This is a genomic window from Acinetobacter sp. YH12211, from assembly GCF_013418015.1.
In the GTDB taxonomy this organism is placed as follows: domain Bacteria; phylum Pseudomonadota; class Gammaproteobacteria; order Pseudomonadales; family Moraxellaceae; genus Acinetobacter; species Acinetobacter towneri.
This window is the reverse complement of record NZ_VPCW01000033.1, coordinates 1-26,308: the sequence shown is the minus strand read 5'-3', so window position 1 is coordinate 26,308 and position 26,308 is coordinate 1. Positions and strand designations below refer to the sequence as shown.

Genomic DNA, 26,308 nt, shown 5'->3' with positions numbered 1-26,308 from the left:
TAAACATCGTTCGATTGCTGGTTTTTTAGCAGGCGTATTTTCTTCACTATGTGCGTATCAACTTTGCCAAAAGAATAAGCCTAAAATTCATGTGATTAAATCTTTGGCTTATCCGTAACTGGGGTTAGTATACTAACTAAAGATGTGTGTGAACTCGCTTATGCCAAATACAAACCCCAATAAAAGAAATATTTATAAAGATGCAGAACATCCATTCGCACAATTTATTCGAATTATTGGCAAAGGCAAAACAGGCGCACGTTCACTGACCTATGACGAGGCCTATCAAGCTTTTTCTATGATTTTGCGCAATGAAGTGTTGGATGTGCAATTGGGTGCTTTTTTAATGTTGCTGCGTGTGAAGGAAGAATCTGTAGAGGAGTTGGCAGGTTTTGTACAAGCTACCCGTGATCAACTGCAATTTAAACCGCTTCAGGTCGATTTAGACTGGTCATCTTATGCAGGTAAACGCAGACATTATCCGTGGTTTTTATTGGCAGCGCTGACTTTAGCAAAACATAACTATAAAGTGGTGATGCATGGTGCTTGTGGGCATACCATCAACCGTTTATATACCGAACAAGCACTGCAATATTTAGATTATCCAATTTGCCAAAATGACCTAGACGTTGAACAGCAATTGGCACAGCGTAATTTTGCTTACTTACCATTGGATGTTATTTCACCGATTTTGAGTGAGTTGATTAATTTACGCAATGTGATGGGTTTACGTTCACCCATTCATACCCTTGCCCGTTTAATCAACCCTTTTAATGCCAAAGCCACCATGCAGGCGATTTTTCACCCTGCCTATCGCAGTTCACATCAACAAGCCGCATTTCAGCTGGGTTATCAAAACAGTGCAGTGATTAAAGGCGAAGGTGGCGAGTTTGAACGCAACCCCGATGCCAAAACTTTAATTTGTGGCATCAAAAATGGCGCTTTATATGAACACGAACTGCCTAAACTGACCGATAACCGCAGCCCTATAGAAGAAGAACTGGATTTGGCAATATTTAAAGCCGTCTGGCTAGATCAGCAAACTCATGAGTATGGTGAAGTCGCCATTACCGAAACCATAGGTATCGCTTTATATACCATGGGCGTTTGTGATGATTATGCTGTAGCGATGCAAAACGCACAGCAGCTTTGGCAAAATCGTCACAACTAAAACGTCATTGAAAATACAAAAAAAGACACCCATCTCAGGTGTCTTTTTTTGTATTTTCAATTTTTCTGAAAGCTTTCTTACATCATTTAAACAAAACGAATCGGTTTAAATTCTTCATGCTTGTGATGATCGTCATCACACTGCTCGCCTTCTTCTTTAGTGCCACGGTCAATATAACCACTACGCTCAGTTTCAGGCAGGTTTTTCATTTCCCACGCATATACTGCTTGCATACAAATTTGACGTTGCTCTTGGGTCAGCGCAACACCGTTTGGCCACTTGCCAATTTCAATTGCCGTTTTTAAACGTCCAACAATTTCAGGATCGAGTACGGCAAGCATTTGTTCAATATTCATCATTCATCCTGCTGTTGCATTGATTCAAAATCTTGATTCCACCCTAACTTAGTACGACAAGCCATATAGAAGTCATAACCTGGTGGATGTAATAAATTTAATTTATAAGGATGTTTGCGGATATGCAAACTATCTCCAACATTTAATGAAACACTATGTTGACCATCGGCACTGACCATCGGCAACACACGGTTTTCACGAATATTGATTTTAATTTCACTGTGTCCACCCACTACAATTGGGCGTGAAGACAAGGTATGAGGATGCATAGGCACCAATGCAATTGCATCCATGCTCGGATGCACAATTGGGCCACCGCCTGACAAGGCATAAGCCGTTGAACCTGTTGGGGTCGAAACGATTAAACCATCACTGTGCTGACGATAGACATATTGCCCATCAATATTCAGTTCAAAGTCAATCATGTGAACCGACTTACCCGAATGTAGCACCACATCATTTAAGGCAATCGCTTCATAAATGATTTCACCTTTAGAGCGCACTTCCATTTCCAATAAAAAACGACGGTCTGACTGAAAATGTCCTTGCAAAACCTGATCGAGTTTAAAGATTACTTCTGTCGGTTTAATATCGGTTAAAAAGCCTAAACGCCCACGGTTCACACCAATTACAGGGGTATTGTATTTAACCAAAGCGCGCGCTGCGTGCAGCAATGAACCATCCCCCCCCACCACAATCACCAAATCGACCACTTCGCCTAATAAAGCACGGCTGACTGTTTGGGTGTTGTTATAAGGTACAAGTTGAGCAGTGTCAGAATCAAAAACGGGATGCAAACCCAATCCTAAAATATGGTCGTGAATCAGACATAATGTTTCTACGACAGAATATTTGTCTGGACGGCCAATCAGTCCAATGTTCCGAAAGTTCTTATGTGAAATTTGCACCTGCGATATCGCTCCGCTACGATTCGACGCCTATCATAGCACTAACCTAGTTGATTTAAAAAAACTTTAAAACTACATTTCTGCTCAATTTTATGACGATATTTTCCCTTCAGTCACAGATTAATTATTGCAAATTCAGTAAAAGCTTCGCATGATTAGCAAAATTTATCAGGATCTTATCGCGATTTATGAAGTCTGAGCGTGGCATAGGCATAATTGCATTACTATTTTGCATCATCGTTATTGGTGGATTTATTGCATTTAGTATCTACTTGATTCGTCTGGATAATATTGTCAGAGACAAATTTGAAGGACAGCGTTGGGATATTCCAGCCAAGGTTTTTGCACGCCCGTTAGAAGTGTATAGCAATGCACCTGTCAGCCAGACCGACTTTACTCAAGAACTGAAACTGCTTGGCTATAAAAATACAGATAATTATGCTAAATCAGGCAGTTATGTCAGCGATGGTAATACTTTATTTGTGCATACCCGTGGTTTTGACTTTGGAGACAGTGTCGAACCTGAACAGGTTTTAAAAGTCAGTTTTGCCAACAATCAAATTAGTGAAGTGAGCGCCACCAAACCATCTAATACAGGTATTGCACGTTTAGAACCGATGTTGATTGGCGGAATTTATCCACAGCACAATGAAGATCGTGTGCTGATTAAACTGAATAAAGTACCTAAACCGCTGATTGAAGCCCTTATTGCCACTGAAGATCGTAATTTCTATCAACATCACGGCGTTTCAATTCGTGGTACTGCACGTGCTATTGTCAGCAACGTCACTGGTGGCAAACGTCAGGGTGGTTCTACCCTTACGCAGCAATTGGTGAAAAACTTTTATTTAAGCCCAGAACGCACCTTAAAACGTAAGGCCAATGAAGCACTCATGGCCATGCTGATTGAACTACATTACAGCAAAGATGAAATCTTAGAAGCCTATTTAAATGAGGTGAATTTAGGTCAAAACGGTAACTATTCTATTAATGGTTATGGTCTAGCTTCACAGTTTTATTTTGGTATGCCGTTGCGTGAGCTAAACATTTCACAACAAGCCTTTTTGGTCGGTTTGGTACAAGGTCCATCATTATATAATCCTTGGCGCAACCCTGAAGCTGCCAAAAAACGTCGTGACATTGTACTAAACAATATGTTGGTGATGGGTTATTTAAACCAAGAACAATATGAAAAAGAAACTGCGCGTCCCTTAAATGTCATTACAAAACCGACCATTGGCCCTGCCCGTTTCCCTGACTTTTTAGATATTGTCCGCCGTCAATTACGTACTGAATATCAAGAAGGAGATTTGACCAATCAGGGTTTGCGTATCTTCACGACGCTTGATCCGATTGCACAAACCAACGTACAAAATGCTTTTAAAGCATCGGTTGAGCGTTTAAGCAAAGCCAATCCAAAGCGTTTAAAAGAATTACAAGGCGCGGTGCTAATTTCTCATCCTGAAAATGGCGAGTTAGTGGCAGCGGTAGGTTCTACGCAAGATTTTACGGGTTTTAACCGTGCCTTGGATGCCAAACGTCAAGTTGGCTCACTGCTCAAACCAATTATTTATTTAAGTGCGATTGAGTCTGGTCGATATAACTGGGCAAGTCCTGTAGAAGACAGCCAAATCAGCATCCCAATTGATGGTAAATCTTGGACACCACGTAATTATAGCGGCAGCGATCATGGGATTGTGTCTATGTCACAAGCCCTATCTCAGTCTTATAACCTATCTGCAGTTCGTTTGGGACAGGAGTTTGGATTATCTACCTTCCGTAATCACCTCATTAAATTTGGTGTACCAAGTGATGCGGTTCCGCAATATCCATCTATTTTCTTGGGTGCAGTAGATTTATCGCCTATGCAGGTGATGGATATTTATGGCAACTTTGCCACTGGTGGTTTTAAATATCCGACCAAAGCGATTCGCACCGTAGTCGATGCCAATGGACGTTTACTGGATCGTTATGGTTTAACCGTACAACAAACCATTGATCCTTCTGCCGCCTATATTTTGAATTATGGCTTACAGCAAGTGATGAGTTCTGGTACAGGTCGTTCAGCTTACAATAGCTTATCGACAGATTTAAAATTGGCAGGCAAATCAGGTACAACCAATGATACTCGTGATTCATGGTTTGCGGGCTATTCAGGCAATTATTTAGCCGTTGTATGGCTTGGTTTGGATGATAACAAAGTCACAGGCTTAACAGGCTCGTCTGGTGCTTTGCCTGTCTGGAGTAATGTGATGCAGCAATTGCGTCAAAAACCTGTCAACTTACGTCAGACCGAACAAATTCAATGGCATTGGATTGACCGCAGTTCTGGGCATTTATCTGCACAAGGCTGTGAAGGTGCGATGTATATTCCAGTGAATCGTAATAATGTACCGCGTCAGGCAACCGCATGTGGTTTTTCACACTATCAAGTTGAACCCGTTTACCAACCCGATACTGAAACTCAGCAAACAGCTCCTGAAACCAGTGACAGTATCGAAAATTATATCCGTGAAACTGAACCCGTAACAGATGACAATACCGATGGTCGTGTCATCTCAAGTGGCAGTTATATCAATTAAACTTGAGGATATCGATTGGTTACGCTTATGAAATTATCACGTTTAAGACAGGTTTTTTTCACCACATTCGCTATGGGTGCGATGGCAACGATTGTAGCTTGCCAGAGTTTACCTGAACCGCCTGCTCCTCAGCCTGTGCCTGAAAAACCTAAAACTGTGACGACACCAGAAGGTGTGGTGATTCGTCCTTATGAACGTGAAGAAATTAAGCGTCAATCGTTGCAAGTGGTGGTGCCACAACAAACCGTGCAACAAAAATTAGAGGATGGTCGTAGTTTGCCTGCTTTTCAAAAGTTGATGCAGCAAACCCAGACCGCTTATAAACAAGGTCAATTCAATCAGGCCGAAACAGCAGCTTTGCAAGCGCAGCGACTTGCCCCGCAAGCGGCTGAAACCTATTTATATTTGGCTTTAATTGCCAACCAAAAAAAGCAACCTGCCAATGCAGAAGCCTTGGCACGTCGTGGTTTAAGCTATGCACAAAGCGATGCCATGAAACGTCAATTGTGGTTAGTCATTCAAAAAGCAGCACAGCAACAAAATAATGCCAAAAGCCTTGCGCAAGCCCAACAAGCTTTGAAGGATTTGTAAGGACGATGATTTAATAAACTAAAAATCGCTGAGTGTAATTACATCAGCGATTTTTTATTTGTCAAACCAGAAATTCAAATAAAACGTACGCCTGCAATGCCATAGGCATGATGCTGCTCTGCCGTAGCAAAATCATCCTGAGTTAAGCCACCCAAAGCAAAAACAGGAATATCGACAAACTCAGCAATCTGTTGGAATTTTTCCCATCCTAAAGGTGTGGCATCATGATGCGTAGTAGTTGCTAAAACAGGGCTGAGCAAAATTGCTTCACAGCCAATTTGCTGTGCATGTTGTGCCGAAACAATGTCATGACATGCTGCAATATAACGCTGCCCGACTTTTAAATCGCCCTTTTGGAATTGCATTAGTTGCGATTGTTTCAAATGAATTGCTGCAATCGCGTGTTGCTGAATCGTATTTAATTGCTTCCACAATTCCAAATTGATAATCACTTGCCCCAGTTGCTCAATGCAATATTCTGACAATTCAACCTTGCAGGCAGCATTGGGCTCAACCCGCCAATACAGCAGTTTTTGCTTAGGCAAATTTGCTAAATGTTTTAAATCTTCACTGACTTTAATAGCCTGTTGCCACGCCAGTCGTTGCACAATTGCACGATTGGCTTGCGGAAAATTCAGCTCTAAAAGTTGCGGACGGCTAAACCATGTCCAAGGCACTTGAATATCTTTTAATAAAGCCGCAGGTACAGCAGCCTGAAAAATATGCAGATTGACAATCACATCATCATATTCATGGCAAATAATATCAAAGGCATGCCAATGCTGTATGCCAATACCAACTTCTTCAAACACCTCACGGCGGCAGGCATCTACAGGAGTTTCGCCTGCTTCCACTTTTCCACCAGGAAACTCGTGTTTATTGCCCTGATGTTGTTTGGCTTCGCGCCAACCCACTAACACTTTGTTTTGATGAAATAACAGCGCAATTGCCACATGAATATTTGGCTTGGACATGAACCCGTTTCCTTTTCTGCAATGTACGTTTAACTGCAAATTGTAGACTTTTATAAAATTAAAAAAAATCCGTTGACAGGTTTACATGATAATGATTATCATTTAAAACAATTCTTACACACCACGGAGTAACTCAAAATGAACGCCCCATTTAATTTATTTTCACTTCATTCAGACACTCAGCATGCCCTACCTATGTTACATTCAAATAACTTGTTTGCGCTAGGACGCGAAATTCGTATTTTGCATGCAGGCGAAGAATATCGTTTACGCTTAACCCGTAACAATCGTCTTATTCTCACAAAATAATTAAAATAATCAACACAATAATAAACGTGGAAACAGCAGTATGAATCAGCGCATACTGCTTTTAAGTTCTGACTTGTCTAATTTTAACTTGCTTCCTAAAACCAATCATATTTACAACTGGGCTTTAGGCAACAAAATACGCACTTTTAAACCACCTTGTTCAGCACGTGAAAATTCAATTTTTCCTGCATGCAACTCTATAATTTTCTTACAAATCGACAGTCCTAAACCAGAACCTTGAGCTTTACTGCCTAAAGCACGGTAAAAGCGTTCGCCCAAACGTGCCAAAACGTCATCAGTCACTGCATGACCATTGTCGGCGATGCAAATTTCCTGCATCAATTCATGCGGTTTCGCTTCAATCCAAATACGTCCTTGAGGTGCTGCATAACGCACTGCGTTGTCAATCAAGTTGCGCAGGCAGCTAAATAGCAATTCAGGATTGCCTTGCACTTGTATCGGTTGAATATCTGACTGAATCTGAATGGCTTTTTCCTGAATAAACGGCGTCAGACTTTGTAAAACTTCCTGCACCAAGTCTGCTATAGATACCGCACTTTTATTTAACGATGCCGCATCTGTCGGGTCTAAACGTGCCAATAACAGCAAATTTTCCAATACTTGTGTACCACGACTGACATCACGCTGAATTTGCTCTAAATCTTGTGCCAACTCAGGTTGTTGTTGGTATTTACGTTTTAGCACCTGCAAACGCAATTGAATGGCAGATAAAGGAGAGCGTAATTCATGCGAAGCATCTGCTGTAAATCGCTGTTCTGCAATTAAAGACTGCTCTACTCGCCCCAACAATTTATTCAATTGCTGCAGCATGGGTTGCAGTTCTTTCAATTCAGGTTGTGTGGGGATAATTGGCGTCAAATCATGTTGATTTTTTTCTGCAATTTGTTGGGAGAGTTGCTGAATCCGCTTAAATTGACGACCAATCATAAAATGCACAATGGCCCATTGCAGCAACCACAACAGCAATAAAATAGCGGCATAACCTAAACTGGTTGCAGCAATTTCCTTGAAGCGATATTTAAGCGGCTGCGCGACAATCACATGCAAGCCATCTTCCTCTGCCACATAGCTGCGCCAAATTTGTCCATCTTGCCAGTGAAATGAAAAACCATGCTCAGATACCACGGCAAGCTGAGACAAGTGAAGCTGAGAAATGTCATGTTCATCTTCAGAGGTAGTCAAAATCAGATCATCTAATCCCAATTGATAGGCAATATGAAATTGCTCACTCAACTCATCGACCTGATTGCCTGCATGGTCACGCAAGTCTGCTCGCAGCAACATATCGGCTATTTCATCCATAATGTCATCATGCACGCGCATGGTCTGATAACTGGCAACCGCCAATAATAAAATCAGGGCGAGTCCACCCGCCAAGACCGAACTTAAAACGGAGCTTTTAACCAGTTTGGACTGTAAAGAAATGACCTGTTTAGACATGCGGAGATCAAACTGAATTAGTTATCTTGCTGCATACGATAGCCTAAACCTCGGATGGTTTTAATGCGGCTACTGCCAATTTTTTTGCGTAATTGATAAATAAATACTTCAATCGCATTACTTTCAATTTCATCGCCCCATGCATATAAAGACTCTTCGAGCTGTTCACGAGTCACCACATGCTGCGGGTTTTGCATCAGTTTATGTAAAATCTGGAATTCCTTGGCCGTTAAATTGACCTGTTGATCATCCACTTTCACTTGTTTGCTTTGCGTATCTAAAACCAAGTTGGCAAATTCAAGCTGCTGTGTCGGATGACTTTGCGCACTGCGTAACTGACTGCGTACCCGCGCCGATAGTTCTTCAAGGCTAAACGGTTTGACCAAATAATCATTGGCACCTAAATCAAGTCCCTGTACCCGATCTTGAATACTATCGCGCGCAGTAATAAAAATAACAGGTGTGTCCTGTTGCTGCTGTCGTAAAGCGTGTAGAATTTCATCACCGCTATTTTTAGGCAACCCACGGTCTAACAACACACAATCATAATGATGCTGCTGAATCGCTAAAATGGCATGATCACCACGTTCAACCCAATCGACATTATAACCATCCATTTCCAGCCAAGTTTTTATACTTTCTGCTTGCGATACATCGTCTTCAGCCAAGAGTAAGCGCATATCTTCCTCTGTTATTTATGCTTCAAAATTTTATGATTTCAAAATACTTTACATGATAAAACCACATACACCTTACAGCGTATGTGGTTTTTGAGTGAAATCAGTTTTGTGTAGCAACTAATGCTGTTTTACACAGCGTAGATTTAGAAACGAACTTGATCCACATCTATTTCAATACGTTTTGTAGGCTTGTGATCAATATCCACTTCACCAATTAAGGTAACAGGCGTTTTGGCAGAAACTGCTTTGCCATTCCATAAGTCATCATCAATATCGACCGTAATAGTGCCTGTGTTATCACGGAACTGATATTTTTCATCACCAATAGATTTCACCACATAACCTTTTAACTGCACTTTGCTGTCATCTTTCAGGCTTAAAGCTTGTTTTACAGTTACATTTTGATGTAGTGCTTGGGTGTTAATGCTGTCGTTTGCCATGGTGATTGAAGCCATTGCCATTAAACCTGCCATCAACATTGCTTTCATTGTAAATTTCATTGCTTCACCTTTTTGTGTTGCTCATTTCGTTATGGTGATTAAAACAAAGCAAGATGAGCTGAATCTTAAGATTTCCATTTTTTAAAATTCATCGTAAAAAGTTTGAATCTGCTAATTTAATGGCACGACTCGCAACACTTCCTCTAAAGTGGTCATGCCTTCTAAAACTTTGCGTGCGCCTGCAATACGCAACGGTTCAATGCCCTCTTTTTTAGCTTGCTGACGTAATTCATTTAAATTGGCATTGGCACTGATGAGCTGTTTGGTGTCTAAACTTAAAGGCATAAACTCATAAATTCCGACCCGACCTTTATAGCCCGTTTGACGACATTCATCGCATCCGACAGGTTTAAACACTTGTGCAGGCATTTCCATAATGTAGTCAAAGGTCAAATGTTCCCAGTCTTTTTCATTTATTGAGCCTTCCTGCTTACAATGCGGACATAGCTTACGCACCAAACGCTGTGCCAAAACGCCTAAAATTGTGGCAGCAGTCAAAAATGGTTGCACGCCCAAATCATGCAAACGAGTCAAACTTGACGGCGCATCATTAGTATGCAGTGTCGATAAAACTAAATGCCCCGTCAGTGCCGCTTGAATCGCCATATTTGCGGTATCCTGATCTCGAATTTCTCCGACCATAATAATGTCAGGGTCTTGACGCATTAAGGCACGCACACCATCGGCAAAACCTAAATCAATTGCAGTATTCACCTGCATTTGGTTAAAACTCGGTTCTAACATTTCAATCGGGTCTTCAATGGTGCAGACATTGACTTCATCGGTAGCCAATTGCTTTAGCGATGAATACAGCGTGGTGGTTTTACCCGAACCTGTAGGGCCTGTAACCAAAATAATGCCGTGACTATGTGCAGTCAGGGCATGCCATTCATTCAACAAACGACTATCAAAACCCAATTGCTGAAAACTGCGTACCAATACTTCTGGGTCAAAAATACGCATCACCAGTTTTTCGCCAAACGCCGTTGGTAAGGTCGATAAACGCAGTTCAGTTTCTTGTCCTTTTGGAGTTCGGGTTTTTAAACGTCCATCTTGCGGTTTACGTTTTTCGGCTACATTCATACGCCCTAAAATTTTAATCCGTGAGATGACTGCGGTAAGCGTATTGGCAGGCATGTTATAGATGGTGTGCAACACGCCATCAATACGAAAACGTACTTTGCCTGTGTCTTTACGTGGTTCGAGGTGAATATCACTTGCGCCTTGTTCAAAGGCAAATTGCAGCACCCAATCCACCAACTTCACAATATGTTGATCATTGGCATCTGGGTTTTGGGTATCGCCCAATTGCAATAAAGCCTCGACCCCTTTATTTTCACGGTCATGTGCAGAAGATTTTTGTGATGAGTGTACTGCGCGACTCACTTGGTAATATTCGATCAAATAACGCTGTAATTGATCTGGGCTGAGTAAAACTCGCTGAATTTTTTTGGGCAATAAACTATGTTCTAAGTTGGCAACCCATTCTTTTTTATAAGGTTGATCTGTCGCAATTAACACCGCATCTGCAGTCACTTCCACCGCTAAAATACGGTTACGCAGTGCAAATTCCTGCGACATCACAGCTGTTAAAGCAGCAACATCGGCTTTTAACGGATCAATAATATAGAATGGCAAGCCTGATTTATCAGCCAGCCATTGGCATAAACGGTTTAAAGTTAAAGTGGTTTGGGGATGACTTTGATCGACCAAATTAAAGTTGGCAATCCATTGTAACGGATGCCATTTTAATTGATCACGTTGACGATGCGTGGTTTGTACCAAAGCCTGATCACGTTCGGTAATTTTACGATCTTTGACTAATTGTTCTAAGCACCAAGTACTGTCTATTTCAAAATTAAAATTCATTGTTATATGCCCCAAAATCTGGGTTTACTATAGCAGAGTTTGCTTTCAGGGCTGAATGACTTCTTTAATACAGTAATCTTGTATGGTTCGATTAAGCCATAATTTTAGAGTGAAAATAGATTCATAAATGGCGATAAACACAATTCAAATATATGATGTTTAAAATAACACCTTGTATTTGGAATGTTGCTGTGGATTTTCTGACTCCTCCATCTTTGGTTACAACCAATTTTCCCGAACTGCTCACCATGTTTGCAGCAGCACTTGGCTGTGGCTTACTGATTGGATTAGAGCGTGAACGCAGTAAAAAAAATGGACAACATCACCGTTTTGCAGGCGTACGTACCTTTGGAATTTGCGCATTATTAGGTGCCATTTGCTTCTTATTGGGCACGAGCATTGCCATTGTGGGTGCGTTGATTGTTGGGGGAATTGGCTTATATTCCCTCAAAAATCAAACGGAAGATGACCCCGGCGCTACCACCGAACTTGCCTTCGTGATGACCTATTTTATTGGTGCCTTGTGTTTATGGAATATTCCATTGGCAGCAGGTTTATCGGTTATTTTGACAGGTTTACTCATGACCAAGCACACCATGCATGGCATTGTCAGTCAGTGGATTACCGAAGCTGAACTACGTGATGGCTTGTTTTTACTGGCTTTGGTGTTAATTGCCTTGCCACTGACGCCTAATACTGCACTATGGGGCAATGTGCTTAATCCTTATGTGATTTTAAAATTATTGATTTTAATTCTAAGTGTGCAGGCTTTGGCGCATATCGCCAAGCGTTTACTCTCAAGCAGCAACGCCCTCATATTATCTGCAATTGCTTCAGGTTTTGTATCAAGCACCGCAACCATTGCCAGTTTAGGCATGGAAGTACGCGCAGGTCGTGGCGACGCACGTGCCAATGCAGGTGCAGCGCTGATGTCTTGCGTGGCAACTTTAGCGCAAATGTTGATTATTGTGGCGGGTGTCAATCTGGCGTGGTTTAAGCTGTTAATTATGCCCAGTCTGGCAGGCATTGGCATTTTAATTTTGGTCGGCGTATGCTTGCTTAAAAAACATAAAAGTACGGCAACGGCAAAGCCAGAAACCGATACCCGTATGTTTAGCCTTAAAGAAGCCGCAATTATTATGGCGACATTGACCGCAATTCAAGCGATGGTATACGGCTTGGAACAAACCCTTGGGGATGCAGGTTTAATCATTGGTACCCTGCTCGCCTCGTTATTTGAGGTTCATGCCGCAATTGCAACCGTGGTGATGCAAGGTCCACCGAGCCAGCAGGTACTTTTGTATGCCTTAATTTTAGGTGTGGTGGCACATGCGATTGCCAAATGCGTCAATGCCGCGCTCATTGGTGGTTTGCGCTTTGCACTGTATTTCGCCCCTGCCCAAATTCTGCACATGCTGGCGTTGGTGGCTATTTTATATATGCTGGTTTAATCGACAGCGATTAAAACAATTTTTAGGATATATACTGCGTGCTGATCAACACGGAAACTGACATCAAAATCTGCAAAATTCATGGTGTAAATTCGTTCAGCATCATCCTGATATGCAGGTCGTGGATCTAAAGACAAGACCTGTTCCAATTCCTGCACAATTTGTGGTTGCAATACGCCTGAGCCGAGTAACTGATTTTTTTGCGCTTCTGCTGTGTCCATCCATAGCACTGTTTTTCTTATGGGTTCATCTTGCGCATAACCACTTTGTGCATCAGGCACAGCATCTGAATATTGGATATAAGGTTTAATATCCAAAATAGGCGTGCCATGCAGTAAATCTGCCCCTGTCACATAAACTCGCAGTGACTTACCCACTTTTTTGACCTGTTTAAATTGCACCACAGACAAACCAATGGGTGCAGGTCGATACATGCTGCGCGTCGCAAACACACCTATTTTTTGATTACCACCCAAACGTGGCGGACGCACTTGTGCACGAAAACAGGGGTTTTGCTGTTTCTGTACGGTTGGATGAGCATCGGTTTGGTTTTTATTGTCGTGAAATTGCCAGATTAACCATAAGTGACTAAACGCTTCGATCCCTTCAAATGCCAACACATCGTTATAAGGCGCCTGCATTTCAATATACGATTCGACTTGTACCAGATTCGGTTGACGAGGAATACCAAATTTTTCTCGGTAGGGAGAGTGCATAAATCCGATTATTGGCATTTTTAGATCAGTCTTCATCACTTTTTCTGATAAGCTCAATTAAATATATTCAGTTTATAGAGAATGATTTTAGATTAGAATAGCAAGCTGTTCTAATTTGATAATTTATTGAGACCTTTAATGGCTGCTTTCAACGTCGAAAAGATTACTCACGTACACCACTGGAATGACACTTTATTCAGTTTTAAAACGACTCGCGATACCGCACTACGTTTTAAAAACGGTCAATTTGTGATGATTGGTCTGGAAGTAAATGGCAAGCCTTTAATGCGCGCTTACTCGATTGCCAGTGCTAACTATGAAGAAGAGCTAGAATTCTTCTCAATTAAAGTACCTGATGGCCCTTTAACGTCTATTTTACAAAAAGTAAAAGTGGGCGATGAATTGCTGGTTTCTAAAAAACCTACAGGCACTTTGGTACTGGATGATTTAAATCCTGGTAAAAACCTATACTTACTTTCTTCAGGTACAGGTCTAGCTCCATTTTTGGCAACCATCCGCGACCCTGAAACTTATGAACGCTTTGAAAAAGTGATTGTGGTTCACGGTACACGTTTCATTTCTGAATTGGCTTATCAAGATTTAATTCTAAATGAATTACCAAATCACGAGTTTTTCCAAGAACTTGGTATTCGTGAAAAACTGGTATATTACCCAACCGTTACACGTGAAGAATATCCAAACCAAGGACGTGTGACCACGGCAATTGAATCGGGTGAAATCTTTGAAAAAATTGGTTTACCACGTTTTAACCCTGAAACTGACCGTGCCATGTTATGTGGTAGCCCTGCATTCTTAAAAGATGTTGCAGCATTACTTGACCAACATGGTTTAAAAGAATCACCACGTATGGGTGAATTGGGCGATTACGTGATTGAACGTGCTTTCGTTGAAAAATAAAAGCTGTTGAATCTAAAAAAACCGAGCTAAATAGCTCGGTTTTTTGTCATTAGCATCAATTAACGTACACTGCGACCTTCTTGGTTAGCACGTCCTTCACAGTGTGCACCACCACCAATTACAAACCCACGCTCTGCCTGACATGAACCAATCATACGACCACTCGAATCATAAGTTGTCACTTTTGAAGCACAACCTGTCATCAAAATAGCCGCTGTTAATGCGATTAAACTAGAAATTTTCATTGTATTACCCCTCTAAAAAATTAGTCTTGTTGCAGTGAAATCTGCGAATTATTTGGTATGGTTGGCAATAAACCCGTGCGCTCATCTACTTTAGAATAGTTAATGCCTTGTATGTTGGCACCACCATAACACACAGCTTTAGCCCCCAAAATAAAGCCCTGTGTAGCGACACATGAACCAATCACTTGCCCTGCAGTATCATAAGTCACTACTTTAGAACTACAGCCAGCCAAAGCAATCAGGCTTGCTATAGAAAATAATTTAATTAGTTTCATTTAACCCTCAATTTAAAAAAAATTAAATATTATTCATCGTGTAAATTATTTTTAAATACATCAATTTATTTTTAATTTTAGTTATATATTATTTTTTGTAAATAGCAATTTGGAATAACTTATCGTTATTTTTACTTCAAATTTTAAAATTATTGCGACTACAAAAAATTAAAAGCACTCCATCTAAATCACTCAAATCAGATGGAGTGCTTTTTACGTTTATTCTTTATTCTGGTACATTCATTCTTCGTTCAGCCAAAGCTTGCTGAATCACATGATACCCCGCTGTTAAGCCCAAACTCGCCATAATCACGGCTACCACAAGATCTGGAATCAAACTACCCGTACCAAATACACCCACTGCCGCCAAAATAACTGCGAAATTACCAATCGCATCATTACGGCTACATAACCACACCGATTTCATATTCGAATCACCATCTCGAAATGCATATAAAATCAATGCAGTAACCACATTGGCTAATAAGGCGATGATCCCAATAATACCCATGGTTATGGCTTCAGGTGGAATACCCTGTATATAGGCATAGATAACCTTGCCCATCACCACCACACCAAACAAGGCCATCGTGATGCCTTTGACCAAAGCCACAGTAGCACGCCAATACAAACTTGCACTTAACACCGCAAGTGAAATCCCGTAATTGACAGCATCTCCAAAGAAATCCAGTGAATCTGCCCATAGGGATGATGAATGGGCATAGGCACCACCTATCAACTCGATAAAAAACATGCTGAGATTGATCACCAATGCAATCCATAACGCGGTTCTAAATTTACTATTCGGTTTGATTGGCGCAGGTTCATGACTACACGTACATGCCATAGACACACCTTCTTTCAAAATGAAACTGTTTCGATTATGCTCATTTAAAACTATAGACTTAGTCCAAGGTCAAGTATGGCACAATATTTAATTCATGAATTAGCTAAAAAAGTTGGAGTCAGCACAGATACAATTCGTTTTTATGAAAAGAAACACTTACTCACCCCAAGCTTTCGTGCCGAAAATAATTATCGCTATTACAACGATGAGGCACTCAAGCGTTTGATTTTTATTAAGCGTTGCCGTGCTTTAGATATGAACTTAAAAGAAATTGAAGCCTTAATTGAATTAGAAAAACAGCCGAAACAAAACTGCTGCGCTGTGAATGAATTGATTGATGAACATTTAAGGCATGTAGAAGATAAAATTGCCGAGTTGCAGCATTTTCAGCTACAACTTCAGCAACTTAGACAAGCCTGCACCACGCAAACAACCATTGATGATTGTCAGATTTTAAAGCGACTTGAAGCCGAATAATCGCTCTCTAAGCCTTTTGTAATGCAGTATTTACGTATCTAAAATTGGATTATAAACACTTCTGATTAACACGCTTCGATAGCTGCTCGGCAGTTTCCACACGTTCAGAATAACGATCTACCAAATATGCTGCTTGCCCGCGAGTCAGCAAAGTAAATTTATATAACTCTTCCATCACATCGACAATACGGTCGTAATAGCTAGACGCTTTCATGCGGCCATCTTCCTCAAACTCTAAAAAGGCTTTAGGAATAGAAGACTGATTGGGAATGGTGATCATCCGCATCCAACGTCCTAAAATACGCAATTGATTGACGCTGTTAAATGACTGCGACCCGCCACACACTTGCATTAAAGCAAGCGTTTTACCTTGTGTGGCACGAATTGCGCCCGCGGCAAGCGGAATCCAGTCAATTTGTGCTTTGAAAATCGAACTCATTGAACCATGACGTTCTGGGCTACACCAAACCATACCTTCTGCCCACGCCAACAATTCATGCAGCTCTTGAACTTTGGGATGTGAAGCATCGCCATCTTCAGGTAAAGGCAAACCTTTGGGATGGAAAATTTTTACCTCAGCGCCAAAGTGCTCCAAAATTCTACCCGCTTCCTGTACCGCCAAACGACTATAAGAACGCTCACGGTTTGAACCGTACATCAATAAAATACGTGGCGGATGGTTCAACGGCTTTGCCTGCACCTGTTCAAAACTTGGTGTAGGCAATAAATCTAAATCAATATTGGGTAATACCATGCTGCATACTCTTAAAACTAAAATGGGCAACGCATGCCCATGTTTTTATCTTAAACCTCAAAATGAAGAAAATTACTTTGAACTGACAATCGACTCATTTTGATAAAACTTTTTACGCAGCCATAAAGACACACTCACCAAAGCAATCAACACAGGCACTTCAACCAAAGGGCCAATAATCGTGGTAAATGCAACGGGAGAAGCCAAGCCAAACGTTGCAATGGCAACAGCAAGTGCTAATTCAAAATTATTCCCTGCTGCGGTAAAGGAAATGGCGGTCGTCCGTGGATAATCATTGCCCATCCATTTGCTCATAAAGAAGCTAATAAAGAACATGGCAGCGAAGTAAATAATCAATGGAATGGAAATGCGTAAAACATCCATCGGCAAGCTCAGTACTTCTGCGCCTTTTAGTGCGAACATCGCCACAATGGTAAATAGCAATGCCAACAGACTAAATGGGCTAATTTTGGGTAAAAAAGACGTTTGATACCAATCTAAGCCTTTGCTTTTCACTAAAATCAAGCGTGTTAAAAAGCCCATCAAAAAAGGAATACCCAAATAGATTAAAACAGCTTGGGTGATTGTCCAAAAACCAACATCAATCACTTGTCCTGCCACGCCAAAATACGGCGGCAAGAAACTCAGAAACAGCCATGCATAAGTACTAAAGAATATAATCTGAAAAATACTGTTAAACGCAACTAATGCAGCCACGTATTGGTTATCACCACAAGCCAAGTTGTTCCAGACCAAGACCATCGCGATACAGCGTGCCAGACCAATTAAAATCAAACCTGTCATATATTCAGGATAGTTTTGCAAGAAAATAATCGCCAAAGCGAACATCAAACACGGAGCAATCAACCAGTTTTGTACCAAAGACAACAACAAGGTTCGGCGGTCTTTAAACACTTCTGGCAAAGCTGCGTAATCGACTTTTGCCAATGGTGGATACATCATCAAAATCAAACCAATCGCAATGGGAAGATTGACTGTTCCCACACTCATTTGATCTAAGCTTGCCGATACTGCAGGAAATACCACGCCAATCGCAACACCTAGCCCCATGGCAATAAAAATCCATAAGGTCAGATTACGATCTAAAAAAGAAAGTTTGGACTGTGCCATGTGCTTACTCGCAATGTGTTGCAATTGTAGGGTTGATGTGCTTCATCGGGCTGACATCTTGCTGCGCGATAATATTTAAAACAGCAAACGCCCATTCGGGTAAATCTGGGTTCAAACGGTAATACACCCACTGCCCCTGACGTTGATCTAGCAAAATAGATAAATTCCGTAACAACGCCAAATGACGTGATATTTTCGGTTGATTTAACTGCAATTGTTCTGTCAATTCGCATACACAAATATTGTGTTGAGCCATCACCAATTTCAGAATGTCCAGTCGGGTTGGGTCTGACAAACATTTAAAAAAATCAGTTTGATTCATTTTTTATCTGCACTTCAATATTAACTATTGCGAATATACGCATATCCATATATAAATGCAATATTGAATTTTTATCAGACTAAAACGGGTCACTACACATGAGCAACAGCATCAAAATTTTTCATAACCCTGCCTGTGGAACGTCACGCAATACTTTAGAATTAATTCGTAATACAGGACAAGAACCTGAAATTATTGAATATTTAAAAACCCCACCTACACAAGCTGAACTTACTAGCATGATTCAACAAGCAGGTTTAAGCGTGCGCGATGCAATCCGCAAAAATGTAGAACCATACGAACAGTTGCAACTTGAAGGTAGTTCACACAGCGATGCGGAATTAATTGCATTGATGGTCGAGCATCCGATTTTAATTAATCGTCCATTTGTCGTGACCGAGTTAGGTGTGAAATTGTGCCGCCCTTCTGAACTGGTCTTAGACTTGCTCACTCAACCACAACTAAAAAGCTTCAGCAAAGAAGATGGTGAGGTGGTCATTGATGAACATGGGCAACGAGTACGTTAACACGCTTTTATCCATCAGAAATTGATTATAGGCAATGAGTCAAATTGGTATGAAAGTCCCTTCTCTTAGATTCTGTATGGCTCAGGATGAGGAACTTTCTATATCAAGATCATTTACAACAGATGCTCTCCATGTGATGGATAAAACATGCTTTCTAATTTCAGATCAAAACGACCTTGCAAAACCACTGATTGAATTTTTATCTCCCTTCCCAAGCAGCACGAGTTTTCTTCTGAATCCCGAGCTATTTACTAGGTTGAATCCTAAATTTAGATTCATACAATAAAGCCATATTTCTGCTATTGCTTTTTGATCATGACCATTTCCCACGTCACCGAACTTCTCTCTCCTGCTGGTTCTTTAAAAAACATGCGCTATGCCTTTGCTTATGGTGCAGATGCAGTCTATGCAGGTCAGCCGCGTTATAGTTTGCGCGTGCGTAATAACGAATTTGATCATGACAATTTGGCAATTGGTATTCAAGAAGCGCATGAATTAGGCAAAAAGTTTTATGTGGTGGTGAACATCCAGCCGCATAACAGCAAACTCAAAAACTTTATTCGTGACCTAGAGCCAGTGGTTGCTATGCAACCCGATGCACTGATCATGTCTGACCCTGGTCTGATTATGATGGTGCGTGAAAACTTCCCCGATATGCCTGTACATTTATCGGTACAAGCCAATGCAGTGAACTGGGCAACGGTGAAATTCTGGCAAAATATGGGTTTAACCCGTGTCATTCTTTCGCGTGAATTGTCGATTGATGAAATTGAAGAAATTAAAAACAACGTGCCTGGCATGGAAATTGAAGTATTTGTGCATGGTGCGCTGTGCATGGCCTATTCAGGTCGTTGCATGCTTTCAGGCTATATGAATAAACGTGATGCCAACCAAGGCGCATGTACCAATGCCTGCCGTTGGGAATATAAAATTCACGATGCAAAAGAAGATGAAACAGGTGACGTAATTCCTGTCAAAAATCTTTCTGAAACTGCCGATGCAGATGAACAACACATGCAGGCACAGCATCAATTTAACGAGCCTGTGTTATTACAACGTAATGACGAAGATATGTTTGCTGCCGAAGAAGATGAACACGGCACTTATTTTATGAATTCTAAAGATTTACGCGCAGTGCAGCACGTTGACCGTTTAACTAAAATGGGCATCCATTCACTAAAAATTGAAGGTCGCACCAAATCTTATTTCTACTGCGCACGTACTGCACAAATTTACCGTAAAGCGATTGATGATGCGCTTGCAGGCAAACCATTTGACCCTGCATTAATGACTCAATTAGAAGGTCTAGCTAACCGTGGTTATACCGAAGGTTTCTTGCGTCGTCATGTGCACAGCGAATACCAAAACTACGAAACAGGTTCATCAAGTTTTGATCATCAGCAATTTTGTGGTGAAGTCTTAGAACGCAATGGTGACTACATTAAAATTGATGTAAAAAACCGTTTTGTAGTGGGCGATTCTTTAGAATTGATGACGCCACAAGGCAATATCTATTTCACTTTAACTGAAATTAAAGATAAAAAAGGCAATCTGATTGAAGATGCCAAAGGTTCAGGGCATATTGTAGAAATCCCTATACCTGCAGATGTCGATATGCGTTATGCCCTGCTGATTCGCAACTTACCAAATTCGACTGCAGATATTTCTGCCTCATCGTTGGCTTATCAAGCCAACTAAGTGGCAATAAACTAAGCGAGTATTGCGATGGCACTCCTGATTACCGACCAATGCATCAATTGCGATATGTGCTTACCCGAATGCCCGAATGAAGCAATTTATGAGGGTGAAAAGGTGTATGAAATTGATGTGGCGCGTTGCACAGAATGTGTTGGGTTTTATGACTATCAAACCTGCGTTTCAGTCTGCCCAATTGAATGTATTATTCCGCATCCTGAGCATGTCGAAACCAAAGAGCAGCTACAGGAAAAGTTTAATCAGTTGAATTTATTTGGACAAAATAATAAGGCTAATTAGACTGAAATGAATCTAACTGCTGTAAATCAAACTGGATGTTAAAAATAAAAAAAGAACTGAGTTGTTAGCCGACTCAGTTCTTAAAACCAAAAATAGAATAAATAAACTTTTAATACTGTGCGATAACGCACTTTACTGAACATAGCGCCTGAGTATTGGGGAACTCAGGCGCTATCTTTTTAGCGAATACAATTTAAGGATGGTTAATCCGCGTATTCAGATGTATTCGTTCAGACTTATTGACCTGAACGGATGATGTAATCAAATGCTGAAAGTGATGCTTTCGCGCCTTCACCTGTTGCAATGATGATTTGCTTGTACGGTACAGTTGTACAGTCACCTGCCGCAAATACACCTTTTACATTGGTTTCATTGCGCTCATTTATCACAATCTCACCACGATTCGTCAGCTCTACTTTTGACTCTTTTAAGAAGTCCGTATTTGGTAATAAACCAATTTGTACGAAAATTCCTGCAAGTTCAACAGTATGCTCAACATCTGTCGCACGGTCTTTATATTTCAATGCAGTCACTTGTGCGCCATCACCAATCACCTCAGTCGATAATGCATTGGTAATTACAGTAGTATTTGGCAAGCTGTTCAATTTGTTTTGCAAGACTTGGTCTGCACGTAATTTAGTATCAAACTCTACCAAAGTCACATGCTCTACAATCCCTGCAAGGTCAATCGCTGCTTCTACACCTGAGTTACCACCACCAATCACTGCAACACGTTTGCCTTTAAACAACGGGCCATCACAGTGTGGGCAGTATGCCACGCCGCGGGTACGGTATTCTGCTTCACCAGGTACATTCATCTCTCTCCAACGTGCACCTGTAGACAAGATCACCGTTTTCGATTCAAGTGTTGCGCCATTTTCCAAAGTCACTTCGACCAAACCATTGGCAGTTTCATCAGCACCTTTAATGGCAGATACTTTTTGTAGATTCATAATATCGACATCGTATTCACGCACATGCGCTTCCATTTCTGCCGCAAACTTTGGACCTTGTGTTTTTTGGATAGAAGTGAAGTTTTCAATATCCATGGTATCCATCACCTGACCGCCCATCCGCTCAGCCACAATACCTGTACGAATACCTTTACGTGCTGCATAGATTGCAGATGTATTCCCTGCAGGGCCGCCACCAATTACCAAGACATCAAACGCCTCTTTGGCATTCAGTTTCGCTGCATCTTTGCTCGCAGAATCTGTATCTAATTTAGCTACAATTTCTTCCAAAGTCATACGACCTTGACCAATGTGGTTGCCATCTTGGAATACCATCGGCACAGCCATAATTTTGCGCTGCTCAACTTCTTCTTGGAAGAATGCACCATCAATCATGGTTGCTGTTGTGCCAGGGTTGTAAATCACAATGAGGTTCAAAGCTTGTACTACATCTGGACAGTTGTGGCAGCTCAACGATACAAACACATCAAAGTGAGATGAAAGATTCAATTCTTTGATTTGCGTTAATACTTCATCCGATACTTTTGGTGCATAACCAGAAGTTTGCAATAAAGCCAAAATTAATGAAGTGAACTCGTGCCCCATTGGTAAACCTGCGAAGAATACGCGCGGTTGCTCACCTACTTTTGCAATCCCAAAACTTGGTGCACGTGCGTTGTTACCGTCAAAACGTGCAGTAACTTGTGGCGAAAGTGCTGCAATTTCTTCAACCAATTCTTTAATTTTGGCAGATTTATCAGAACCATCTAAAGTCGCGACAAGCTCGATTGGGCTTTCAAGACGTTCTAATAAAGTTTTAAGTTGTGTAGAAGTATTTTGGTCTAACATGGCTAACGTCTCCAAGGGAGTAAATTTATTTGTTGATGTCATCTTACGAAAAATAGTTACATAGGGGAAACGGTTTATTTTTATATTTATGATCGTTTTTTTAAATGATAGTGAGTTTCAAGCTTACTATTTCATTTAAAATACCTAAAGCTATTCAATTTAGACATTAACATAAAAACTGAATGTCTGCCTTAAGCAATTGAGCCTAATCATTTTTTATTCAAGTTGTTGTTGAATCCGCAGAATACGCTGCTGTAAATGTCGCGATAAAAACCAGAGTACCGCAGACAGTATTAACATAAGCGCCATAACCGCGAGATTCATATAATAAACCAGCGTATTTAATTGCTGTGCTTGCTGCACTTGCTTATGTACGCTTTGCGCCATAGGCGTTAAAGCTTTGCCATAAACTTGCTGCTGCATCGTCCATAATTGTTCAGGTTTAAATCCATAATGTAAAAATTGCGGATCTTGCTGCTCTGCTTTGACCAAGGTCAACACTTGCGGAATGGCTGCATCTTTATCTGCGGGATGATGCATCAATGCCGTTTGCGCCAACAAATAGGCTTCAACAGGCGCTGCCATTTCTGCATTTTGTAAATAACGCGCCAATTCACTTTCTTGAATGTGCTTTTCATAATGCACAATTTTGGCATATACCTGCTGCGTATCATCTTGTCGGTCATGCTGAACATAACTCAATGCCGACCAAAGTAAAATAAAACTCAGCAACCAAGCTACAAATTTCAAGACAAAGGACTGAAAGCGAATATAAAAAAAACGAATTTTCTTGAGTAGATGAACTAGAACGAATGCACCAATAAATGACACCGACAGTTTTAAAATCAACCAACCCAACCAGTTCAACAAACTGAAAAAATAATCAGGTTGCTGCCCTAAATTTGCCAAAGTCGCATCGACACTTGCAGGCATGTGTAATTGCTGAACTTCAGTGCTTAAACCAAAGAAGCTATAAATCACATCTTGCTGAATAAAAAAGCCAATTGCCGATATAAGCACCACCGTCATAGACAGCACAGCCAAAAAACTGAGCTTTTTTTGACGCTGCTGTAATGCCACAACACCTGTTTTTAGCTGCTGTGGCTGAATGGCATATTCATCAAGTGGGGGCAAATCCGACTCCTTATCAGGTAAATTTCAGATTAAATGAAGTCATTGTCAAAATGCATTTATTGACCAGACTGTTGACTTGAACCAATCACCAATTGATTCAGATTCTCCTGTAAGGCTCGCAAACGCGTAGTCGCTTCTGCACGTTTTTGCATGCCTTCTTTTTGTACCTGGATCACATCGTTCACTGTTTTAATGAGGGTATTTTGTACGTGTTCAAGGGTTTCAATATCAATCACCGAACGCTGATTGGCTTTGGCAGTATCAACCGAGTTTTGATACAATAAATCTGCATTACGGCGCAGCAATTCATTGGTGGCATCATCAATACTGTTGGCCAGTTGCACACTGTTTTTCTGCTCATTTAAAGAAATCGCCAAACTAATCTGGTTTTTCCACGCAGGTAAGGTAATGTTTTTAATCGCATAAAATTTATCGACCAACATTAAATTATTGGACTGGATAATCCGAATCATCGGCAAAGTTTGCATGGCAGATTGTTGCAACACCTGCAAATCACTCACCCGCTTTTCTAAATTATTAGCAAGATGATTGAGATCATAAATTTTTTGAGTCGTGGTCTGATCCTGCGGCTGCGCGGAAAATTCAGAAATTTGCTGCTGAATTTCCTGCTGTTTTAACTTACCTGCTGCAATATAAATCCCCAATTGTTTATATTCATCTTGCACACCATGAAACATTTTATCCAGTGTATCTACACGGTTTTTTAAACCATTTTGTGAGCTTTCAATTTCTGTGACCAGACTATCAATTTGCGCTTTGGTGCTGTTAAAGTTTTGATCAAAACTTTGTTTAGCGCCTTTTAACTTATTGAATAAACCACCCAAAAAGCCACTGCTTTTGTTTGGATTTAAAATACTGTTGGTATTTAACTGCTGTGCAACCTGCACCACCTGATTCAGCTTTTGCCCTGTGACATCCAAATCCTTATTTTGCACCAAACCTAAAAGCTCATCGGTATAACTTGACGTTTTAGTGGCGATATTTTTGCCATATTCTGCAACCGAATGATGGCTAAGATCGCTTAATTCTTTACGCGCAGCCAGCACCTCCTGAAAGTCATCAGGCTGTAAGCCAATTTCCTGCAAATTGAGTTGCTGAAATTGTTGCTGAGTCTGTTCATCACTCACTTGCACAGCGACGTTGCGTTGTTCAGAAGTTGTCATATTTCGCCTCTATCTAATCAAAACCATGCCTTATGATTGCGCAGGTTTTTCTAAGGATTTTCTTAATGTCTTAATTAAATGCTCACGACTTTGATCCAGCTTTTCTAGCTGACTGTGTGAGCCACTTTGCTGACTTTGTTTGACATGATATTGCCATGCAGGAATGAGTACCTGCTGCGCTTCTTTAAAGCGATCTAACAAACTAAAAGAGAGTTGCTGTGAAAGTTGCATTTGAGTAATCGCAATATCATTACTACTTTGCAAAGTCTTTAAACTATAAATTTTCTTGGCCAGTCGTTCGCTAAAATTATCCAAAGGATGCTGATTGCGCACAAATCGTGGATATTCCACTAAAAACTCATCGGCAGCTTGAATGTATTTCGCCATTTGCTCACGCAAACCAACCAACTGCTGAAAACGTGATTGTGATTTCTGAATTTCGATTTGCAGCTTTTGGCTTAAACGATCTGCTTGTCCTAATAAATGATCTAGGTTTTTATAATATTGCACTTGCCCCGCGCCATATTCCAAATCTATGCCTAGCCACTTTTGTAGTGCATTAAACTTACGTTGCTTTAACACTTTTTTAGATTTGCCAAGCGCCTGAATCAACTGCTCAATGGTCACACTCAATTGCTGAGTTAAATGTGGATCCACCCCATCCAATAAAACTGACTGCGCTTGAATCACCTGATCTGCATAATGATTTAGACGATATTGATCATTCAACAACGGAACTAAATCATTGCGTTGAATCGCCAAAAGCTCTGCACGATCCACCGTAATCTCTTGCAAAGGCAGTAACACTTCAAACTGAGCCATAGACCATCACAACCCTCTTTACATGATTTTATAGTACGTGTTTTTCGGCTAAGGTCATGTAATATTTTGCAATTTTTTATTTCGATCTGCTTAAATGCTTTTTTATAGATTCGCATAACATCAGTCACAAGATGCCTGATTCAAAACACCAGTGCTTGACATCCTCCCCCCCCCTTAAAAGCATAGGTATCTACACATCTTTAAGTACCTAGTGCAATGGTTGCGATTTCATTCAGTTCATCTATTGAATATTCTGAGAGCAGTTGAAGAGTATTTAGTAAAATCGAGAGTCCTGCCAATATGGCAG

General features: G+C 40.8%; 28 protein-coding genes and 1 pseudogene. 11 read left to right on the top strand and 18 right to left on the bottom strand.

The window, feature by feature from the left end; genetic code table 11:
- Both FTU98_RS12200 and FTU98_RS12195 read left to right on the top strand, forming a co-directional pair.
- A pseudogene (locus FTU98_RS12200) lies at positions 1-118 on the top strand (IS982 family transposase); the annotation flags it as partial.
- A gap of 42 nt (positions 119-160) precedes the next feature.
- Positions 161-1,171: a glycosyl transferase family protein gene (locus FTU98_RS12195; protein WP_180051481.1), complete on the top strand. Its 1,011-nt coding sequence runs from the start codon at positions 161-163 to the stop codon at positions 1,169-1,171.
- An 86-nt stretch (positions 1,172-1,257) separates the two neighbouring features.
- Here the strand turns inward: FTU98_RS12195 and FTU98_RS12190 are convergent, their stop codons facing one another.
- Positions 1,258-1,527, bottom strand: coding sequence for a YeaC family protein (locus tag FTU98_RS12190; protein ID WP_004972971.1), 270 nt, complete (start codon positions 1,525-1,527; stop codon positions 1,258-1,260).
- Positions 1,527-2,444, bottom strand: coding sequence for an NAD(+) kinase (locus FTU98_RS12185; RefSeq protein WP_207973958.1), 918 nt, complete (start codon positions 2,442-2,444; stop codon positions 1,527-1,529). Before FTU98_RS12185 ends, FTU98_RS12190 begins: the two co-directional genes overlap by 1 nt.
- Positions 2,445-2,623: 179 nt before the next feature.
- Here FTU98_RS12185 and mrcB point away from each other — a divergent pair, with 179 nt between their 5' ends.
- Together mrcB and FTU98_RS12175 are read left to right on the top strand one after the other, a co-directional pair.
- On the top strand, positions 2,624-5,017 hold the full coding sequence (gene mrcB, locus FTU98_RS12180) for a penicillin-binding protein 1B (protein ID WP_096901853.1): 2,394 nt from the start codon (positions 2,624-2,626) through the stop codon (positions 5,015-5,017).
- 72 nt (positions 5,018-5,089) lie between these two features.
- Positions 5,090-5,608, top strand: a complete 519-nt coding sequence (locus FTU98_RS12175) for a hypothetical protein (protein WP_096901888.1) — start codon at positions 5,090-5,092, stop codon at positions 5,606-5,608.
- Between the two features lie 74 nt (positions 5,609-5,682).
- Here the strand turns inward: FTU98_RS12175 and FTU98_RS12170 are convergent, their stop codons facing one another.
- The gene (locus FTU98_RS12170) at positions 5,683-6,582 is read right to left on the bottom strand and encodes an NUDIX domain-containing protein (protein WP_179990675.1); all 900 of its coding nucleotides are present in this window, start codon (positions 6,580-6,582) and stop codon (positions 5,683-5,685) included.
- 138 nt (positions 6,583-6,720) lie between these two features.
- On the opposite strand from FTU98_RS12170, the gene hemP reads away from it, so the two are divergent.
- Positions 6,721-6,891, top strand: coding sequence for a hemin uptake protein HemP (gene hemP, locus FTU98_RS12165; RefSeq protein WP_180051480.1), 171 nt, complete (start codon positions 6,721-6,723; stop codon positions 6,889-6,891).
- Positions 6,892-7,002: 111 nt separating this feature from the next.
- Here hemP and FTU98_RS12160 read toward each other — a convergent pair whose 3' ends face one another.
- The 4 genes from FTU98_RS12160 to FTU98_RS12145 all read right to left on the bottom strand — a co-directional run bounded on the left by FTU98_RS12160 (position 7,003) and on the right by FTU98_RS12145 (position 11,401).
- Complete coding sequence (locus FTU98_RS12160; RefSeq protein ID WP_131261781.1) at positions 7,003-8,352, bottom strand: HAMP domain-containing sensor histidine kinase; 1,350 nt, start codon at positions 8,350-8,352, stop codon at positions 7,003-7,005.
- 17 nt (positions 8,353-8,369) lie between these two features.
- Positions 8,370-9,032: a response regulator transcription factor gene (locus tag FTU98_RS12155; protein WP_004972960.1), complete on the bottom strand. Its 663-nt coding sequence runs from the start codon at positions 9,030-9,032 to the stop codon at positions 8,370-8,372.
- 143 nt (positions 9,033-9,175) lie between these two features.
- Positions 9,176-9,532, bottom strand: a complete 357-nt coding sequence (locus FTU98_RS12150; protein ID WP_179988821.1) for a NirD/YgiW/YdeI family stress tolerance protein — start codon at positions 9,530-9,532, stop codon at positions 9,176-9,178.
- Positions 9,533-9,643: 111 nt separating this feature from the next.
- Positions 9,644-11,401: a GspE/PulE family protein gene (locus tag FTU98_RS12145; RefSeq protein ID WP_179990673.1), complete on the bottom strand. Its 1,758-nt coding sequence runs from the start codon at positions 11,399-11,401 to the stop codon at positions 9,644-9,646.
- A gap of 248 nt (positions 11,402-11,649) precedes the next feature.
- On the opposite strand from FTU98_RS12145, the gene FTU98_RS12140 reads away from it, so the two are divergent.
- Complete coding sequence (locus tag FTU98_RS12140) at positions 11,650-12,852, top strand: DUF4010 domain-containing protein (RefSeq protein ID WP_180051482.1); 1,203 nt, start codon at positions 11,650-11,652, stop codon at positions 12,850-12,852.
- Here FTU98_RS12140 and tsaA read toward each other — a convergent pair.
- On the bottom strand, positions 12,849-13,604 hold the full coding sequence (tsaA, locus tag FTU98_RS12135; RefSeq protein ID WP_180051479.1) for a tRNA (N6-threonylcarbamoyladenosine(37)-N6)-methyltransferase TrmO: 756 nt from the start codon (positions 13,602-13,604) through the stop codon (positions 12,849-12,851). The genes FTU98_RS12140 and tsaA overlap by 4 nt on opposite strands.
- Positions 13,605-13,706: 102 nt before the next feature.
- Here tsaA and FTU98_RS12130 point away from each other — a divergent pair, with 102 nt between their 5' ends.
- Positions 13,707-14,486, top strand: a complete 780-nt coding sequence (locus tag FTU98_RS12130; RefSeq protein ID WP_004972950.1) for a ferredoxin--NADP reductase — start codon at positions 13,707-13,709, stop codon at positions 14,484-14,486.
- Positions 14,487-14,545: 59 nt separating this feature from the next.
- On the opposite strand, the gene FTU98_RS12125 is transcribed toward FTU98_RS12130, so the two are convergent.
- The 3 genes from FTU98_RS12125 to FTU98_RS12115 form a co-directional block, all read right to left on the bottom strand.
- A complete protein-coding gene (locus FTU98_RS12125) occupies positions 14,546-14,731 on the bottom strand; it encodes a hypothetical protein (protein ID WP_004972947.1) in 186 nt (61 codons plus the stop codon).
- 20 nt (positions 14,732-14,751) lie between these two features.
- A complete protein-coding gene (locus FTU98_RS12120) occupies positions 14,752-15,006 on the bottom strand; it encodes a hypothetical protein (protein WP_004972946.1) in 255 nt (84 codons plus the stop codon).
- Between the two features lie 226 nt (positions 15,007-15,232).
- Positions 15,233-15,853: a cation transporter gene (locus FTU98_RS12115; RefSeq protein WP_096901843.1), complete on the bottom strand. Its 621-nt coding sequence runs from the start codon at positions 15,851-15,853 to the stop codon at positions 15,233-15,235.
- 75 nt (positions 15,854-15,928) lie between these two features.
- On the opposite strand from FTU98_RS12115, the gene cadR reads away from it, so the two are divergent.
- A complete protein-coding gene (gene cadR / locus FTU98_RS12110) occupies positions 15,929-16,330 on the top strand; it encodes a Cd(II)/Pb(II)-responsive transcriptional regulator (RefSeq protein ID WP_004972941.1) in 402 nt (133 codons plus the stop codon).
- A gap of 49 nt (positions 16,331-16,379) precedes the next feature.
- Here cadR and arsH read toward each other — a convergent pair whose 3' ends face one another.
- The 3 genes from arsH to FTU98_RS12095 all read right to left on the bottom strand — a co-directional run bounded on the left by arsH (position 16,380) and on the right by FTU98_RS12095 (position 18,537).
- Entirely contained in the window at positions 16,380-17,084 is a 705-nt protein-coding gene (gene arsH, locus FTU98_RS12105; RefSeq protein WP_004972939.1) for an arsenical resistance protein ArsH, read from the bottom strand.
- Positions 17,085-17,156: 72 nt separating this feature from the next.
- Positions 17,157-18,215 carry an ACR3 family arsenite efflux transporter gene (gene arsB, locus FTU98_RS12100; RefSeq protein WP_136144349.1) on the bottom strand — a complete coding sequence of 353 codons (1,059 nt, stop codon included), beginning with the start codon at positions 18,213-18,215 and terminating at the stop codon, positions 17,157-17,159.
- Positions 18,216-18,219: 4 nt separating this feature from the next.
- Positions 18,220-18,537, bottom strand: coding sequence for a metalloregulator ArsR/SmtB family transcription factor (locus FTU98_RS12095; RefSeq protein WP_136144348.1), 318 nt, complete (start codon positions 18,535-18,537; stop codon positions 18,220-18,222).
- 98 nt (positions 18,538-18,635) lie between these two features.
- Here FTU98_RS12095 and arsC point away from each other — a divergent pair, with 98 nt between their 5' ends.
- The 3 genes from arsC to FTU98_RS12080 all read left to right on the top strand — a co-directional run bounded on the left by arsC (position 18,636) and on the right by FTU98_RS12080 (position 21,059).
- On the top strand, positions 18,636-19,064 hold the full coding sequence (gene arsC, locus FTU98_RS12090) for an arsenate reductase (glutaredoxin) (protein ID WP_154320582.1): 429 nt from the start codon (positions 18,636-18,638) through the stop codon (positions 19,062-19,064).
- Positions 19,065-19,379: 315 nt separating this feature from the next.
- Positions 19,380-20,762 (top strand): tRNA 5-hydroxyuridine modification protein YegQ, encoded by a 1,383-nt coding sequence (gene yegQ, locus FTU98_RS12085; protein ID WP_136144203.1) that lies wholly within the window; start codon positions 19,380-19,382, stop codon positions 20,760-20,762.
- A 27-nt stretch (positions 20,763-20,789) separates the two neighbouring features.
- Positions 20,790-21,059, top strand: coding sequence for a YfhL family 4Fe-4S dicluster ferredoxin (locus tag FTU98_RS12080; protein ID WP_004972931.1), 270 nt, complete (start codon positions 20,790-20,792; stop codon positions 21,057-21,059).
- 236 nt (positions 21,060-21,295) lie between these two features.
- Here the strand turns inward: FTU98_RS12080 and ahpF are convergent, their stop codons facing one another.
- The 4 genes from ahpF to FTU98_RS12060 form a co-directional block, all read right to left on the bottom strand.
- Positions 21,296-22,861, bottom strand: coding sequence for an alkyl hydroperoxide reductase subunit F (gene ahpF, locus FTU98_RS12075; RefSeq protein WP_180051478.1), 1,566 nt, complete (start codon positions 22,859-22,861; stop codon positions 21,296-21,298).
- Positions 22,862-23,077: 216 nt separating this feature from the next.
- A complete protein-coding gene (locus FTU98_RS12070) occupies positions 23,078-23,995 on the bottom strand; it encodes a hypothetical protein (RefSeq protein WP_180051477.1) in 918 nt (305 codons plus the stop codon).
- A 56-nt stretch (positions 23,996-24,051) separates the two neighbouring features.
- Positions 24,052-25,179 (bottom strand): toxic anion resistance protein, encoded by a 1,128-nt coding sequence (locus FTU98_RS12065; protein WP_180051476.1) that lies wholly within the window; start codon positions 25,177-25,179, stop codon positions 24,052-24,054.
- Positions 25,180-25,209: 30 nt separating this feature from the next.
- Positions 25,210-26,001, bottom strand: coding sequence for a hypothetical protein (locus tag FTU98_RS12060; protein ID WP_004972923.1), 792 nt, complete (start codon positions 25,999-26,001; stop codon positions 25,210-25,212).
- Between the last annotated feature and the right edge of the window lie 307 nt (positions 26,002-26,308).

Excerpts from the sequence above, each read along its gene's own strand:
- FTU98_RS12195 (WP_180051481.1), top strand. The coding sequence starts at position 161 with ATGCCAAATACAAACCCCAATAAAAGAAATATTTATAAAGATGCAGAA.
- FTU98_RS12190 (WP_004972971.1), bottom strand. The coding sequence starts at position 1,527 with ATGAATATTGAACAAATGCTTGCCGTACTCGATCCTGAAATTGTTGGA.
- mrcB (WP_096901853.1), top strand. The coding sequence starts at position 2,624 with ATGAAGTCTGAGCGTGGCATAGGCATAATTGCATTACTATTTTGCATC.
- FTU98_RS12175 (WP_096901888.1), top strand. The coding sequence starts at position 5,090 with ATGGGTGCGATGGCAACGATTGTAGCTTGCCAGAGTTTACCTGAACCG.
- FTU98_RS12170 (WP_179990675.1), bottom strand. The coding sequence starts at position 6,582 with ATGTCCAAGCCAAATATTCATGTGGCAATTGCGCTGTTATTTCATCAA.
- hemP (WP_180051480.1), top strand. The coding sequence starts at position 6,721 with ATGAACGCCCCATTTAATTTATTTTCACTTCATTCAGACACTCAGCAT.
- FTU98_RS12160 (WP_131261781.1), bottom strand. The coding sequence starts at position 8,352 with ATGTCTAAACAGGTCATTTCTTTACAGTCCAAACTGGTTAAAAGCTCC.
- FTU98_RS12155 (WP_004972960.1), bottom strand. The coding sequence starts at position 9,032 with ATGCGCTTACTCTTGGCTGAAGACGATGTATCGCAAGCAGAAAGTATA.
- FTU98_RS12150 (WP_179988821.1), bottom strand. The coding sequence starts at position 9,532 with ATGAAATTTACAATGAAAGCAATGTTGATGGCAGGTTTAATGGCAATG.
- FTU98_RS12145 (WP_179990673.1), bottom strand. The coding sequence starts at position 11,401 with ATGAATTTTAATTTTGAAATAGACAGTACTTGGTGCTTAGAACAATTA.
- FTU98_RS12140 (WP_180051482.1), top strand. The coding sequence starts at position 11,650 with ATGTTTGCAGCAGCACTTGGCTGTGGCTTACTGATTGGATTAGAGCGT.
- tsaA (WP_180051479.1), bottom strand. The coding sequence starts at position 13,604 with ATGAAGACTGATCTAAAAATGCCAATAATCGGATTTATGCACTCTCCC.
- FTU98_RS12130 (WP_004972950.1), top strand. The coding sequence starts at position 13,707 with ATGGCTGCTTTCAACGTCGAAAAGATTACTCACGTACACCACTGGAAT.
- FTU98_RS12125 (WP_004972947.1), bottom strand. The coding sequence starts at position 14,731 with ATGAAAATTTCTAGTTTAATCGCATTAACAGCGGCTATTTTGATGACA.
- FTU98_RS12120 (WP_004972946.1), bottom strand. The coding sequence starts at position 15,006 with ATGAAACTAATTAAATTATTTTCTATAGCAAGCCTGATTGCTTTGGCT.
- FTU98_RS12115 (WP_096901843.1), bottom strand. The coding sequence starts at position 15,853 with ATGGCATGTACGTGTAGTCATGAACCTGCGCCAATCAAACCGAATAGT.
- cadR (WP_004972941.1), top strand. The coding sequence starts at position 15,929 with ATGGCACAATATTTAATTCATGAATTAGCTAAAAAAGTTGGAGTCAGC.
- arsH (WP_004972939.1), bottom strand. The coding sequence starts at position 17,084 with ATGGTATTACCCAATATTGATTTAGATTTATTGCCTACACCAAGTTTT.
- arsB (WP_136144349.1), bottom strand. The coding sequence starts at position 18,215 with ATGGCACAGTCCAAACTTTCTTTTTTAGATCGTAATCTGACCTTATGG.
- FTU98_RS12095 (WP_136144348.1), bottom strand. The coding sequence starts at position 18,537 with ATGAATCAAACTGATTTTTTTAAATGTTTGTCAGACCCAACCCGACTG.
- arsC (WP_154320582.1), top strand. The coding sequence starts at position 18,636 with ATGAGCAACAGCATCAAAATTTTTCATAACCCTGCCTGTGGAACGTCA.
- yegQ (WP_136144203.1), top strand. The coding sequence starts at position 19,380 with ATGACCATTTCCCACGTCACCGAACTTCTCTCTCCTGCTGGTTCTTTA.
- FTU98_RS12080 (WP_004972931.1), top strand. The coding sequence starts at position 20,790 with ATGGCACTCCTGATTACCGACCAATGCATCAATTGCGATATGTGCTTA.
- ahpF (WP_180051478.1), bottom strand. The coding sequence starts at position 22,861 with ATGTTAGACCAAAATACTTCTACACAACTTAAAACTTTATTAGAACGT.
- FTU98_RS12065 (WP_180051476.1), bottom strand. The coding sequence starts at position 25,179 with ATGACAACTTCTGAACAACGCAACGTCGCTGTGCAAGTGAGTGATGAA.
- FTU98_RS12060 (WP_004972923.1), bottom strand. The coding sequence starts at position 26,001 with ATGGCTCAGTTTGAAGTGTTACTGCCTTTGCAAGAGATTACGGTGGAT.